The sequence below is a fragment of the Lactobacillus sp. MRS-253-APC-2B genome, assembly GCF_012843675.1.
Taxonomy (GTDB): Bacteria; Bacillota; Bacilli; order Lactobacillales; family Lactobacillaceae; genus Limosilactobacillus; species Limosilactobacillus pulli.
Genome location: NZ_JABAFO010000005.1, coordinates 94,031 through 108,895 on the forward strand (window position 1 = coordinate 94,031; position 14,865 = coordinate 108,895).

The window sequence follows — 14,865 nt, forward strand, 5'->3', positions numbered from 1 at the left end:
GAATAATTGATTAGAAATCACTCATATCGAATACTGGCTGCACCGTAAATAAAAAAGTCCCTTAACCGAAATTAATCGGTTAAGGGACGCAAGCGCGTGGTACCACCCTGATTCACCATGCCATCGCTGACACGGTCTTTTACGTACGGCTCCTCAAAGAAGCGATACGCGTGCACGGTAATGGGTGCGACCATCCGTCCTTACTAGGTTTAAGGATGAAAACTGGAAAGTGATTTTCGTCCAAGACTTTAACCGATCCCCTCTCACCTAACGGGACTCGCTGGCGGTGGCCAAAGACTACTCTTCTTTCTTCATTGCATTCGATATGATTAACTTTAATAATATACTAATGCTACACTCATTTTTAGTCAATGCATTTTTAATAAAAATCATAAATAATTTTTAGCCATTCCGCCAATGTGATAGAATAGGACCACTGAAACGCAACAGAACGGAGAAATAAATCAATGGAAAAAAATCACGCACGCTTTAACCATCGTCGTCTTCAAAAAACATCTCAGCCGCCAGTCGAGGTCAATATCGGAGATCGATTCCCACTAACTATTCGCAAGCTGGGAATCGAGGGCCAGGGAATTGGCTATTTCAAGCACAAGGTCTGTTTTGTTCCTGGTGCCTTGCCAGATGAGGTCGTTGTTGCCGAAGTCACTGCCGTTCATCCCCACTACCTGGAAGCCAAGCTCCACAAGCTGCGCAAGCCCAGTCGCTTTAGAGTCGAACCACGCGACAGCTATGCCAGTCAAGCAGGCGGCTTTGAATTTGAGTGCCTAGCCTATCCAGAGCAATTAAAGTTCAAGCGCCAGGTCGTCTTGGACAGTCTGGCCAAGTTTAAGCCGCGAGGCTGGCAAAATTATGACGTCCGCCCAACAATTGCAGCACCAGAACAATACGGCTACCGCAATAAGGCTCAGTTTCAGATCCGCGAACGAGACGGTCATCTGATTGCCGGACTTTACCGTGCCAACAGTCATGACGTGGTCGACATGGAAGAATGTGCCGTCCAGATGCCAGGTACGATGAAGGCCATGCGCGCAATCGTCAAGATGTTGGACGAACTCAAAATCCCAGCCTATAACGAAAAAAACAACAGCGGCATCATCAAAACAGTAGCCATTCGTGAATCACTGGCCACCGGTGAGCTGCAGGTAACCTTGATCACCAATACTGCCAAGCTGATTCATAAAGCCCAGCTTTTGGACATGATCAAACAGCAATTGCCTGAGGTCAAGTCAGTCGAGCAAAACGTCAACCCTGGTGACACGCCGCTGGTCTGGGGTAATCAAATGATTCATCTGACAGGTCAAGAATACATTACTGAATCATTAATGGGACTTGATTTTCATCTGAGTGCCCGCTCATTTCTGCAGCTGAACCCAGCTCAGACCGAAACGCTCTATGAACAGGCAGCCCAGGCTATGGAACTGGGACCTGATGACGTATTGGTCGACGCCTATGCCGGAATTGGCACGATTGGTCTTTCTCTGGCCAGCCGCGTCAAAAGCGTGCGAGGCATGGAAGTTATTCCCGAAGCCGTTTTAGATGCCAACAACAACGCTAAACTCAATAACATCCACAATGCCAGCTATGAGGTCGGCACCGCTGAAGAAGTCATGCCGCGCTGGCAAGCAGAGGGCTTTAAATTTAATGCCTTGGTCGTTGACCCGCCACGGACTGGTCTGGATGAGGCTTTGATCGAACAGATTCTCAAGGCCAAGCCAGCCAAGTTTGCCTACGTTTCATGCAATATGTCGACAATGGCCAAGAACCTGGCTCGCCTTTCCAGCGTCTATCGTGTTGACTGGATCCAGCCGGTTGATATGATGCCACAGACTCCACGCTGCGAAGCCGTTGTTAAGCTCAGTCGGCGCTAGAGTAAAAGAGGCTGGATTAACTCAACCTCTTAACTATTTTATGGATAACAATGCCTCAGCGCAGTAGCTGGCTGGCAGTTCAAAAGCTGATAAATCAGTATTTGACCAACCTAGCCAGCCTTGCGGAGGTGCGAAGACAAACTCCGAAAATCGGTCGCAAGCTGATTTTCGGAGTTTTTTCTCACTCTCTTTTTATTTAACGGCCTGCCATTGCTTCCAGGTGGCTGCGGCACTGATATTGGCCAGTTCCTCATAGGCATGATCACTCATTTTCTGCAGTCGAGCCGGATCGTTGAGCAGCTCAACGGCAGCCTTAACCATGGCATCAGGATGATTTAAAGCAATCAAACGCCCATTTTCATAGTTGGTGATCATCTCATCAGGGCCATAAGAGAAGTTATAGCTGATTACCGGCACGCCATGACCCAACGCCTCCCCCAGCGCCAGGGGCTGAGCATCAATCCGGCTGGCGTTGAGCATCAATTGGGCGTGATCAAAGGCTGTCGCCAGTGGGTATTGATAGTCGGCAAACTCAACGGCATCGCCTAATTTAAGATCTTGTGCCAGTTTTTTAAAGCTGGCTACGTCATTAGGCGCACCATAGCCATAAAGCGTCAGGTGTGCAGTCGGAACGGCCGCCTTGATGCGGGCAAAGATCTGGAGCAGCTGATCGGTCTGTTTGTCATAACCCAAACGGCCGACGCTGATCAGCTGGTTAGGGGTTCGATCAGCCATCTTAACGCGCGTAGTAGCCTTTTTAACCGGTGTACCATTGATCGTCAAAATACGGGCTCGTTTACCCAAGCGCTGCTGCAAAATCCGTGCTTGAGCTTGGGTCATCACGATAATCCCATCCCATTGCGACAAACTTTCAGTTAGTGCATTTTGTAAAAGACCGTTTAATGGTGCCTTCAATGGATCCTGACCATCGTTAACATGACTCATCGGCAGCCATAAATAGCGATGCGCCTTGGATTGCATGTGCAGAATCGGATCAATCGCTACGGCTGGACGATCCGCGATAAAGACGTTATTTTCGCCATTGACACGATTCAGTTCATCCAAAAAGAAAGCAAACAGCTCATTTTCGCTGGCAAACCAATGATCTTGACCATGCCAGTTTTTTAAGATGTTAAGCGAGTTGATCGGCGTATTTTGTACCGATTTGACAAAATAACGCTCCAAATACATTTGGCCATCGGGGCGATAGTAGCGCGCATTAAACTCATGACCATCTTGACCAAAAAACTCATCAACTGCCTTAAAGCCGCGAATGTCATAGGTGTTGCGCATAGTCAGGCTGCCGGATTGATCATACCAATCGACATGATGAATCTGACCAATTGTACCGCCAGCAAAATAGATCGTTGCTACCAGCCGACCGCCATCTCTGACCTCGCGAAAATTACTGCCCATACCGACCTGATAGTCGCTTGAAAGATTTAAATCTGCGGTATGCATTGGCTGGCCTTGATAATCAACGGTCTGAGCAAAAAAGTCATATAAATTGACCAGCTGATTATTAGCCACGCCAAAACGCTGCATTGTCCGATGAAGTACCGGATCAAAATCGCGCGTAACCAGCTTTGCCGGCGTCTGATGATCCTTAAACAGCTGCAGCCGCTTTAATTCGGCATGCTCGACGCTGGAATTTTTTCCCAGCAGATACTGATTAACAAAAAAATCCATCAGTTATTGGCCCCCTTTTTCATATCATCAAGCAGCCCGTTCCATAACTTCATGACGTTGACAGCCGAGTAGCGGGCACTGTCTTGATAGGCATGCTCGCTGAATTCAGCCAGTTTTTGCTGATTGGTCAACAGACTGATAATTGCCTGAGCCAGACCATCAATATCGCCATTTTTAGTCAATAATCCATCTTGATGATCGATCACAACGTCAGCTGGGCCATATTTGATGTCATTGGCCACAATCGGCAGCCCGTGTGACTGCGCCTCAACCAAAGACAATGGCAATCCTTCCGCACGGCTGGGTAAAATCAGCAGCTGAGCCCGCTCATAAACCGCATTGACATCGGTTGTATAGCCACAAAACGTTACTGAGTTTTCTAGATGCTCGGCTTTGACCTGCTCTTTTAATTTTTGATCAAAGTTGTCGTTAGCATAGCCCCAAAGCTCCAAGTGAGCATCAGGAACGGCTCTTAAAATCTTAGGCCAGGCCGAGAGCAGATGATCCTGCTGCTTTTCTGGTGAAAGCCGGGCTACCATTACAACCAGATCACGCTCTCGTTTCTTAAAGTCGACATGTGGCGCGTTTAAGACGGCATCACTAACGATCGGTCCGGGAATTCGATAGATCTTGACGCCTTGATTGCCAAATCGTTCTTCAACGTCGGCCTGCTGCTGCGGCGTCAGAGCAATCACGCCGTCCCAATCCTTTAAGTGGTCCAGTCCCCACTGATAGTTATAGTTTAAGGTTGAGTGCAGCATATCACTGGGATCGTTAACGTGATCGTTATGCAACTGCATGACGCGAAAGACGCGGTGATGCATGTTTAAGACGGCCCAGCCCAGTTCATAGACACGATCCACAACCAACCCCAACGGACCATTACCGGCAGATTCAAGATCCTGGATTAATTGATCATAGAAAAAGCGCGTCAGCTCATCAAAGTTAGCAAACTGCCAGTCCTTGCCATGCCAGTCAAACAAATGATAGCTGGTCAATTTTTGTTGGCGACGATCCTTAAAGTTGACCTTCTGCAGTGCCAGCTGACCATTGGGACGCAGATAATTTTCAACGGCAATCTGACCTTCCCAGTCGTATAGCTGTTCCACAGAAGCAAAGCCGCGGATATCGTACCAGATAACCTTGAGCAGCTTGCCAAAATGGTCAAAATACTGCAGATTAATGATACTGCGATCGCGATCATTGCGCCGCCGCACGTACATGACCCGTGTTTTGCCATCATAATAGTTATAGCTGATCCCGTCTGCCTTGCGCTTCCACTTAGGATTTAAATGTAGATCCTGGAGCTTGACGATGCGGTGTGGAACCAGACAAGCATCCTGAAAATAGTCAAATAGGTTGATAAAATCCTGATCCTCAATTCCAGCCTCATTCACAACCAGATGCAGCTCGTTTGAATACTGTCGCGTCACGATCTTGGCTGGCTCTTGAAATTGTTTAAACAGATTAAGCCGCTTAATCTGAGCGTGTTCAATCCCCGATTGGTTACGCTGCAGATTATCATTTAAAAACAACAGCATTGTCTCACGTCACTTTCTTTTTTACTCATTCTTACCTGATCAAGTGTAACATTGGAATGTGAAGAAAGCATGATTGAGCTGTTGACATTATTAGGTCAGCAACTACAGTTATGTTATGATTGATAGATAATAAACGTACTAAGGGAGGCCGGGCCGGATGCAGAATCCATTTGGCAACAACAATCAAAACAATCAAGACTTTTTCAATAATCTGCCAATACCGCCAAACTATGCCAAAATCAAGAATGCAGAAGGCGATATGCGCATTGCCAAGGTAGGATTTTCCTGGACCATCTTTTTGTTTGGTCCTTTTCCAGCCCTATTTCGCAATGACTGGTACAATTTCTTTTTAATGATCGTTTTGGATCTGGACTATGTTTTGGTCGCCTTATTCTTTAAGTGGAACTGGATGCTTGATTTCCCATGGCCAACGCTGTTCTTCTGCTTCTTCTACAACATGATGTACTTTAGACACCTGTTCACCAAAGGATTCTATCCAGCCGATGAGCATTCCAAAGAGCTTTTGACTCAATCCGGCTACTGGAAGGAAAAATATCGCCAATAAAAAACGATAGCGAATTCGCTATCGTTTTTTTTGAATCAAAATTAGCCAAAATTGGCATGTATTTTAGTTAGATCTTTAGTGTCGGGCTGACCAGGCTGCTGGGTCCTTGCGCCATTCATGCAGGTCCTTCATCTGGTTGCGATCGATCAAGTCAGTCTTTTCAGCTGTTTCAATCAAAGTCGTATAGTTGGTTACCGAGTAGTATGGAATACCAAATTGGGCAAAGTTGTCATCGGCAGCCGGCAGTTCGTAAGTAAAGACGGAAACTACGCCAACCACGTCTGCACCTTCTTTTTCTACGGCTTTAACGGCTTTTAAGACGCTGCCGCCAGTCGAGATCAAGTCATCAATAACGACCACGCGCTGGCCTTCATACAAAACGCCTTCCGTCTGCTTGCCTTGACCATGATCCTTTGGCTTAGAGCGTACGTAGATCATTGGCAGGCCCATTTCTTCAGCAACCCAAGCTGCATGGGGAATCCCAGCCGTAGCAGTCCCTGCAATCACGTCAACATCTTCAAAGTGTTCGTTGATCAGTTGTACCATGCCTTCATAGATGTTGCGACGAACAGCTGGATAAGAGATCGTTAACCGGTTGTCGGTGTAGATTGGTGAATGCAGTCCGCTGGCCCAGGTAAATGGCTTGTCGGGGCTCAAGGTAATTGCTTGAATGTCCAAAAGATCCTTGGCAACGATTTCGGCTTGTGTTGACATATTTAGTCTTCCCCTTCCATAAATGCATGACGAATAGCCTTGTAGGCACTGATTGGATCTTCAGCCAACGTGATTGGCCGACCAACAACGATCCCATTGCTGCCCAGTTCACGAGCCTGCTGTGGCGTTACGACCCGCTTTTGATCATCATGAACCTGTAGATTGGGCCGAATCCCTGGCGTTACGCATAAAAAGTCGGGACCGGTAACCTCACGAATGGCTCTGACTTCTTGTGCGGAGCAGATTACCCCATCCAGACCGTTCTTTTCCGAAAGCTGAGCATAGTTTTGCACGGCCTCAATCAAGCTGAAGTCAACATGCTGCTCTTCATGTAAAATCCGGTCGTCAATCGAGGTCAGCTCAGTAATTGCCAACAGCTTAGGCATCGGATAGCCAGCCTGTGCGGCACCTTGTTTTAGGCCTTCTTTGGCTGCCTGCAGCATCTCACTGCCACCAGCAGCGTGCGTGGTAACAAATGAAACGCCCATTTTACCAATTGCAATCATGGCCCGCTTAACGGTGTTTGGAATATCATAAAGCTTCAGATCCAAGAATACCTTAAAGCCGCGCTGCTTGGCTTCCTTAACGATGCCGGGACCAAATGCATAGTACAGCTCCATACCGATTTTAACGATCGGCGTATGATCGGTGTCATTAGAGAGTTCATCAAAAAGCTTTAATGCGGCCTGCTTCGTATCAACGTCGATGGCCACCATAGGTTCAAATCGTTCCATTAAAATCGTACCTCATTCAGATCTGTCAGTTTTTCAATACCATAATAATCCATCACCGTTGGCAGCTGGTCAATAATTTTTGGACAAGCCAGTGGATCATGGAAACTGGCGGCTCCAACCTCAACCGCATTGGCACCGGCCATCATAAATTCCAAAACGTCTTCAGGACTTTCAACTCCACCAACGCCAATGATTGGAATATTGGAGAAATCACGCACCTGGTGAATCATCCGCAGAGCGATTGGCTTTAAGGCAGCACCAGAAAGACCACCCGTTACATTAGCCAGTTTGGGTTTGCGCGTCTTGAGATCAATTGCCATCCCGGTCAACGTATTAATCATCGTCAGACCAGCTGCACCACCATTGATGGCCGCCTTAGCCAGAGGAACAATATCGGTAATATTAGGCGTCAACTTAACGTATACGGGCACGTTGGAAACTGCCACGCAGCGCCGCGTCAGCCGTTCCAGCAGCTCCGGATCGGTCCCCATTGCCAGACCACCATGCTTAACATTAGGGCAGGAGACGTTTAGTTCCATAGCGCTGACATAAGGCGAGGTGCCAAGCTTGGCAGCCACCTCTTCATATTCTTCCTCGCTAAAGCCGGCCGTACTGGCAATCACCGGCAGTTCAGGATAGTTTTGTGCCAGCCATGGCAGCTTTTCGCTGACTACGTTGTCAACACCGGAATTGTTCAGACCATAGGCATTCAACCAACCTGCCGACGTTTCACAGGCCCGTGGCGCTGGATTGCCCTTACGCGGGTTCTTGGTGGTTGATTTGATAACCAGTGATCCCAGCTTGTTTAAATCATAGTTGCGTGCAATCTCTTGACCATACCAGCAGGTTCCGCTGGCTGGGATAACCGGGTTTTTCAAATGCAGCCCTGGAAGTGAAACTGATAAACGACTCATAATTTTCCCCTTTCAAAAAAAGCATCAGTGACTCACTTCAGGAGAGCACTGATGCTTTTTTAGGATTGGTTAAAAACCTCACCGCACCGTTTGACCCTCTCTGGAGTTCATTAAATGGCAACGCTAAGTTGGATTATTCAATTGAGATGTCTTCGTGACCGTCGTATTCTTCAACCGCCACGTGTACCGTTTCATTAGTTGACGTTGGAATGTTCTTGCCCACAAAATCAGGCCGGATTGGCAGCTCACGGTGTCCGCGATCAACCAAAACCGCCAATGAGATTCGCTTAGGGCGTCCCATGTCCATCAAGGCGTCTAAAGCAGCTCGTACCGTCCGTCCCGTGAACAGCACGTCATCAACCAAGATTACGTGCTTATCGTTGATGTCGACGCCGAGATCGGTCGTCTTGACTTCTGGCTCTACCTTGTGATCAGGACGATGACGGTCATCACGATACAGCGTAATGTCGAGCGTTCCAACTGGCACCTTGACCCCCTCCAGCTGTTCCATACGCTTGGCAAGCCGCTGAGCCAGATAGACGCCACGGGTTTTGATTCCAACAAAGACCAGGTTTTCGACACCCTTGTTTTGTTCAATAATCTCATAGGTAATACGGGTCAGTGCCCGCTGCATGCTCGAACCGTCAACGATTTCATGAGCCATGAAGTTCACTCCTTTATTTTAATTGCTGAAAGAAAAAGCGTCTCTTCGCACCAAAACGAGGAGACGCAACATTTATCCGTTCCTTTTCAGCCTCACGGGACCAAGTTAAAGGTGCTCAATACTTTAATTGTTAGTGTAACTGCCTAGCTCAGCAGTGTCAACCATCAGCACCAATTCTAATGAAGACTTAATCAAACAGCATCTTATTAAAGCCAAGGTTCCTCTCTTCAAACCAAAAAGCCCGATACATTGCAGTACCGAGCCTAATTTAATTTTGATTAGCCTAACCAAGGATCATGCAAAATAATCGTCTGCTCACGGTCTGGGCCGACCGAGATCGTAGCCAGTGGCGTTTGGGATAATTCACAAATCCGCTTCAGGTAGTTCTTGGCGTTTTCTGGCAGCTCATCATAACTCTTGATCTGCGTAATGTCGCCTTCCCAACCTGGCAGTTCTTCATAGACTGGTTCACAGCGGTCCAATTCGGCCAGACTGGCTGGGTAGTAGTCAATTTCTTGACCATCCAGACGGTAGGCCTTACAGATCTTGACCGTCTTTAAGCCTGACAAAACATCCAGCAGATTCAGACTCAAGTAGGTCATACCATCAACCCGACGTGCATGACGCATGGCAACCGAGTCAAACCAGCCAACCCGCCGCGGACGACCAGTTACGACACCGTATTCATGACCGACTTCGCGAATGTGGTCGCCAATCTCATCATGCAGCTCCGTTGGGAAAGGACCAGCGCCGACTCGCGTGCAGTAGGCCTTGCAGATACCTACGACCGTGTCGATCTTGTTAGGGCCCACACCCGCTCCGGTTGGTGCACCAGCCGCCCCAGAGTTGGAGGAGGTTACATATGGGTAGGTACCGTCATCAATATCCAGCATCGTCCCTTGCGCACCTTCAAATAGGACTTTTTTGTCATCATCTAACTCATTGTTGACCAACAGCGAGGTATCAGTAACGTATTTCTTCAGTTCTTGACCGTACTCGTAGTATTCATTAAAGATATCATCGAATTCGAGTGGCTCAACATGGTAGATCTTCGTAAACAGCTCGTTTTTAGCAGCCAGGTTGGCTCGCAGCTTTTCAGCAAAAACGTCATGTTCCAGCAGATCGCACATCCGGATCCCAGTTCGAGCAACCTTATCCATGTAGGTTGGCCCAATCCCCTTTTGTGTGGTACCAACTTTCTTGTCACCCTTGGCTTCTTCTTGGCACTTGTCAAGCAACAGGTGGTAAGGCAAGGTTACATGAGCGCGGTTTGAGATCTTAAGGCCATCTGTACTGATGCCATTATCATTTAAATAATGGATTTCTTCGAGCAGTGCCTTAGGATTTACTACAACCCCATTGCCGATTACAGAAAGCTTCTTAGCGCCAAAAATCCCTGAAGGAATCAAACGCAGCGCAAACTTTTTGCCATCAAAGATAATGGAATGGCCGGCATTGTTTCCCCCCTGCGAACGAACGACGACATCGGCTTCCTGACTGAGATAGTCGGTCATTTTACCCTTGCCTTCGTCGCCCCATTGACTGCCGACGATTACTACTGATGCCATTAATTAGTCACCTCATCCAAAATTTCTTTATGAGCACGTACTTACTCAATGATATTATACGATTTACCTAAAATTTGCAAGATATTAACCGAACGTTTTTAAAAAGCCCAATTAAAAATGTGCGTTTTATGCTTGACGACTTAAATTTGATTGTGCATAATAGCTAAGGTTTAACGTATTACATTTTTTAGCCACAAAGGAGCATTGACTCATGGAAACTTTTGATTACGATGATATTCAACTGGTGCCTAACAAGTGCATCATCAAGAGTCGCAGCGAGGCCGATACCAGCATTAAATTTGGCCCTAAGACCTTTAAGATCCCAGTCGTTCCTGCTAACATGGAAAGCGTGATTGATGAGGATCTAGCAGTTTGGCTGGCCCAAAATGACTACTACTACGTAATGCATCGTTTTCAACCAGAAGACCGTGCTGACTTCGTTAAGCGGATGCACGATCGCGGTTTGTTTGCCTCCATCTCGGTCGGCATCAAGGACAGTGAATACGATTTTATCGATCAATTAAAATCCGAACATTTAGTCCCTGAATACATTACGATTGACGTTGCTCACGGACACTCTGATTACGTAATTAAAATGATTCACCATATCAAGCAACAATTGCCTGAATCATTTTTGACTGCCGGCAACGTGGCCACGCCAGAAGCCGTCCGTGAGCTGGAAAATGCCGGTGCGGATGCTACTAAGGTTGGCGTTGGTCCCGGTAAGGCCTGCATCACTAAGCTGAAAACCGGTTTTGGGACCGGGGGCTGGCAGCTGGCCGCCTTGCGCCTGTGCAGCAAGGCCGCTAGCAAGCCTTTGATTGCTGATGGCGGAATTCGTCATAACGGCGATATTGCCAAGTCGGTTCGCTTCGGTGCATCCATGGTCATGATCGGCTCGCTTTTGGCTGGTCACCAGGAATCACCTGGTCACTTAATCACCATTGACGGCAAGCGCTACAAGCAATACTGGGGTTCAGCTTCAGAAGTACAAAAAGGCGCCTACCGCAACGTCGAGGGTAAGCAGATGCTGGTACCATTCCGCGGTTCAATCAAAGACACCTTGCTGGAGATGCAAGAAGATCTGCAATCCTCAATCTCTTACGCCGGTGGTCGCGATCTCAAGTCCATTACCAAGGTTGACTATGTGGTCGTTAAAAATTCCATCTTAAACGGTGACTATTAATCAACATCAAGCGGCTGAGAATTAACTCAACCGCTTAACGATGGATAATAATGCCTCAGCACAGTAGCTGGCTGGGTCGAAAACAAACGCCGAAAATCGGTCGCAAGCTGATTTTCGGCGTTTTTTCTCACTCGCTTTTTAATTAAATTAAAAAGAGCCGCCCCGCTATTTGGCGAGACGACTCTTTTGCTATTGGTATTAATGCTTGGGAGACTTACGTCAGTGGATTTAAGGAGTTATTTTGAACTAGCCATCAACGATAACCGTACCCAGCTTGCCAGCCAAGGCATCCTTCAAACCGCTAAGTGAAGTGATGATGGCTTCACGGTCTGGGTGATCCTTGACAAATGACATGCAGGCTTCGATCTTAGGCAGCATGCTGCCGGCAGCGAATTCCTTTTCGTCGATGTACTTCTTGGCTTCAGAAATCGTCAGTTTCTTCAGCGTCTTTTGATCTGGTTGGTTGTAGTGAACATAGACATAGTCAACTGCCGTCAGAATGATCAGCTTGTCAGCGTCAATGTTGTCAGCCAACAGAGCACTCGTCCGGTCCTTGTCGATAACAGCAGGCACGCCTTGCAGACCTTCATCAGTAAAGATAACGGGAACCCCGCCCCCGCCACCTGCGATTACCAGGTCGCCGGCTTCGATCAGCTTGTTGATACTGTCGATTTCCAAAATCCGCTTTGGCAGTGGTGATGGAACAACTTGACGGTAGCCACGGCCAGCGTCTTCAACAAACGTGTAGCCTTTTTCCTTTTCGATTGCTTCGGCTTGTTCCTTAGTGTAGAAATCGCCAACTGGCTTCGTTGGATTTTCAAAAGCCTGGTCCTTTGGGTCAACGGCAACTTGTGTAACCATCGTAACCACGTTCTTGTTCATCCAACGACGGTGCAGCTCGTTTTGCAGACTCTGCTGCAGGTGATAGCCAATGTAGCCTTGGCTCATCGCGCCACATTCTGGGAATGGAAAGGCAGGTGCCTTGCCATTTTCAGCAGCATAGTTCATGCCCAGGTTGATCGCCCCAACCTGTGGACCATTCCCATGACTGATAACTACTTGGTTACCTGAAGATACCAGGCTGATCAAAGACCAAGCCGTGTTCTTAACCAATTCAAGCTGTTCTTCAGGTGTCTTGCCTAAAGCATTGCCCCCTAATGCAACTACTACTTTAGCCATATGCAGTTCCCCCTTGGTAATAGAATCAATTAATGATGTGGATGTTTAATTATTCACCAAGAGTGGCGACCATAACGGCTTTGATGGTGTGCATCCGGTTTTCAGCTTCACGGAAGACAACAGAGTGCTTGCTTTCAAAGACTTCGTCAGTAACTTCCATTTCCTTAAGGCCAAACTTCTTTTCAATTTCACGACCAACCTCAGTATCCAGGTTGTGGAATGCAGGCAGACAGTGTTCGAAGATAACGTTAGGGTTTTCAGTAGCCTTCATAACGTCCATCGTTACTTGGTATGGCTTTAGCAGCTTGATGCGCTTTTCCCACATGTCGTCGGATTCACCCATGGATACCCAAACGTCGGCGTAGATAACGTCCATGCCCTTGACACCTTCTTTGATGTCGTTGGTTACGACGATCTTGGCACCAGTTTCCTTGGCGATTTCGTTAGCCTTGTCCAGCGTTTCCTTGGTTGGTTCAAGTTCCTTAGGCGTTACGACATGGTATTCCATCCCCATAACAGCGGCACCCAGCATCAGAGCGTTGGATACGTTGTCTTGACCGTCACCAACAAAGGCGAACTTGATGTCTTGGTAGTTCTTTTTCAGAACTTCCTTAGCCGTAAGGAAGTCAGCCAGCACTTGGGTTGGGTGGTCTTCGTCAGTCAGACCGTTCCAAACTGGAACACCAGAGTACTTAGCCAGGATTTCAACGTTGCGTTGGGAGAAGCCACGGTATTCAATACCATCGAACATCCCACCCAATACGCGAGCCGTGTCCTTAACAGATTCCTTGTGGCCAATGTGAGAACCAGATGGGCCAAGGTAGGTTACGTGAGCACCTTCGTCTTTGGCACCAACTTCAAATGAACAACGAGTACGAGTAGAGCTCTTTTCAAAAATCAAGGCAATGTTCTTGCCTTCCAGACGCTTGCCTTCATTACCCGTGTACTTAGCCTTCTTCAGATCTTCGGCCAGGTTCAGCATGTATTCCATTTCACGGGTGTTAAAGTCGGCCAGGGTTAAGAAACTGCGGTTACGTAAGTTAAATGACATTTTTAAGTTCCTCCTTCTTAATTACAGTCTCTATCATAGAAACCGTTTTCACCAATCTTCACAATGATTCAAAATACTTCAAAAGAAAAATTTATTTTTTTGGTTCTCTTAATCTTGATATATCAGGGAATGTAAACGCTATCTCAGAAATATGCATTAAATCGGTGCATAAAACATTACCATGCAAAAAGGGATGTTGCCAATCAACTAAAAATGTTAAAATTCAAGAAACATCAAAAATTTTCCAAAAACTTCAATTTGAGAATGTTTATGCTTCAGGAGGTATTTTTATGAATTTTTACATTGCCGATGACGATCCGGATACCATTGCACTGCTCAGCGATCTGATTGAAAACGACTTTAACAATTCAATCGTCGGGGTCGCCGATAATCCGCAGCAGGCCTACGATGATCTATTGCGACTGCGGGTCGACATTATGCTAGTTGACTATGGCATGCCGGTGATGACCGGGATCCAGCTGATTGAAAAGCTCAAGGCCGCCAACAGTCAGCCACATTTCATCATGATATCATCAGTCAGCGATGCCAAGACCCGTACAGCTGCCTATCAGGCCGGCATTGATTTTTTCTTGGAAAAGCCAATCAACCTGGCTGAAACCAAGCATATTATCCGCTTGATCGCCAGCTATACATTGATGACCGATAAGCTCAACCGCATTTTTGAGCTGGTCGGCAGCAGTGCTCCTTATCATCTGCCACAGTCGCAGCAGCGTCAGCAGGTTGATCGAATCAAGTCGATTCTGCGCTTTTTGGGGATTACGGCTGAAACCGGCTCTCAAGACACCATTCGTATTATTTCATTGATGGTTGACCAAAAGCTGAGCTTTAACGACATCGACTTTGCCGGCATTTTACATTTTGATGCCCATACCAAAAAAATCGTTTTTCAAAGAATTCGTCGGGCACTCAAAGTTGGGCTCAACAATCTGGCCAACATGTTTTTAGATTATCCAGACAACGAGATTTTAATGGAATATGCCAACAATCTCTTTGGCTATAAAAACGTGCATAATGAAGTTTTAAAACTCAAAGGCGTACAAAACAACGGCGGTCAGATTTCGCTGCAGCACTTTTTTGATGGTCTATTGCAAGAAAGCATCATTGAAAAATAATCAAAATAAGGCTGAGAATAGCGTCTCAAAACAGAAAA

Annotated in this window: 13 protein-coding genes and 1 other annotated feature; of the genes, 4 read left to right on the forward strand and 9 right to left on the reverse strand. The window is 47.0% G+C overall.

The window, feature by feature from the left end; translation table 11 throughout:
- Window positions 1–79: 79 nt before the first annotated feature.
- Window positions 80–324: a binding site (T-box leader), on the reverse strand.
- A 143-nt stretch (window positions 325–467) separates the two neighbouring features.
- Window positions 468–1,889, forward strand: a complete 1,422-nt coding sequence (gene rlmD / locus HF864_RS04180; RefSeq protein WP_169461830.1) for a 23S rRNA (uracil(1939)-C(5))-methyltransferase RlmD — start codon at window positions 468–470, stop codon at window positions 1,887–1,889.
- A 192-nt stretch (window positions 1,890–2,081) separates the two neighbouring features.
- On the opposite strand, the gene asp1 is transcribed toward rlmD, so the two are convergent.
- Window positions 2,082–3,578 carry an accessory Sec system glycosyltransferase Asp1 gene (asp1, locus tag HF864_RS04185; protein WP_169461831.1) on the reverse strand — a complete coding sequence of 499 codons (1,497 nt, stop codon included), beginning with the start codon at window positions 3,576–3,578 and terminating at the stop codon, window positions 2,082–2,084.
- Window positions 3,578–5,119, reverse strand: coding sequence for a glycosyltransferase (locus HF864_RS04190; protein WP_169461832.1), 1,542 nt, complete (start codon window positions 5,117–5,119; stop codon window positions 3,578–3,580). The genes asp1 and HF864_RS04190 overlap by 1 nt, the downstream gene beginning before the upstream one ends.
- A 157-nt stretch (window positions 5,120–5,276) precedes the next feature.
- Here HF864_RS04190 and HF864_RS04195 point away from each other — a divergent pair, with 157 nt between their 5' ends.
- Window positions 5,277–5,684 carry a hypothetical protein gene (locus HF864_RS04195; RefSeq protein WP_169461833.1) on the forward strand — a complete coding sequence of 136 codons (408 nt, stop codon included), beginning with the start codon at window positions 5,277–5,279 and terminating at the stop codon, window positions 5,682–5,684.
- A gap of 75 nt (window positions 5,685–5,759) precedes the next feature.
- Here HF864_RS04195 and pyrE read toward each other — a convergent pair whose 3' ends face one another.
- From pyrE to HF864_RS04220, 5 genes are all read right to left on the reverse strand, one after another.
- Entirely contained in the window at window positions 5,760–6,398 is a 639-nt protein-coding gene (pyrE, locus tag HF864_RS04200; RefSeq protein WP_169461834.1) for an orotate phosphoribosyltransferase, read from the reverse strand.
- Between the two features lie 2 nt (window positions 6,399–6,400).
- Window positions 6,401–7,132, reverse strand: a complete 732-nt coding sequence (pyrF, locus tag HF864_RS04205) for an orotidine-5'-phosphate decarboxylase (RefSeq protein WP_169461835.1) — start codon at window positions 7,130–7,132, stop codon at window positions 6,401–6,403.
- A complete protein-coding gene (locus tag HF864_RS04210; RefSeq protein WP_169461836.1) occupies window positions 7,132–8,046 on the reverse strand; it encodes a dihydroorotate dehydrogenase in 915 nt (304 codons plus the stop codon). Before HF864_RS04210 ends, pyrF begins: the two co-directional genes overlap by 1 nt.
- 133 nt (window positions 8,047–8,179) lie before the next feature.
- Entirely contained in the window at window positions 8,180–8,710 is a 531-nt protein-coding gene (pyrR, locus tag HF864_RS04215; protein ID WP_006500912.1) for a bifunctional pyr operon transcriptional regulator/uracil phosphoribosyltransferase PyrR, read from the reverse strand.
- Window positions 8,711–8,988: 278 nt separating this feature from the next.
- Complete coding sequence (locus HF864_RS04220) at window positions 8,989–10,278, reverse strand: adenylosuccinate synthase (RefSeq protein ID WP_169461837.1); 1,290 nt, start codon at window positions 10,276–10,278, stop codon at window positions 8,989–8,991.
- 211 nt (window positions 10,279–10,489) lie between these two features.
- Here HF864_RS04220 and HF864_RS04225 point away from each other — a divergent pair, with 211 nt between their 5' ends.
- Window positions 10,490–11,464, forward strand: a complete 975-nt coding sequence (locus HF864_RS04225; protein ID WP_169461838.1) for a GMP reductase — start codon at window positions 10,490–10,492, stop codon at window positions 11,462–11,464.
- 246 nt (window positions 11,465–11,710) lie between these two features.
- Here the strand turns inward: HF864_RS04225 and arcC are convergent, their stop codons facing one another.
- On the reverse strand, window positions 11,711–12,643 hold the full coding sequence (arcC, locus tag HF864_RS04230; protein WP_169461839.1) for a carbamate kinase: 933 nt from the start codon (window positions 12,641–12,643) through the stop codon (window positions 11,711–11,713).
- A gap of 49 nt (window positions 12,644–12,692) precedes the next feature.
- Window positions 12,693–13,694, reverse strand: a complete 1,002-nt coding sequence (argF, locus tag HF864_RS04235) for an ornithine carbamoyltransferase (RefSeq protein WP_006500908.1) — start codon at window positions 13,692–13,694, stop codon at window positions 12,693–12,695.
- 290 nt (window positions 13,695–13,984) lie between these two features.
- On the opposite strand from argF, the gene HF864_RS04240 reads away from it, so the two are divergent.
- Window positions 13,985–14,827 carry a DNA-binding domain-containing protein gene (locus HF864_RS04240; RefSeq protein ID WP_169461840.1) on the forward strand — a complete coding sequence of 281 codons (843 nt, stop codon included), beginning with the start codon at window positions 13,985–13,987 and terminating at the stop codon, window positions 14,825–14,827.
- Window positions 14,828–14,865 lie beyond the last annotated feature (38 nt).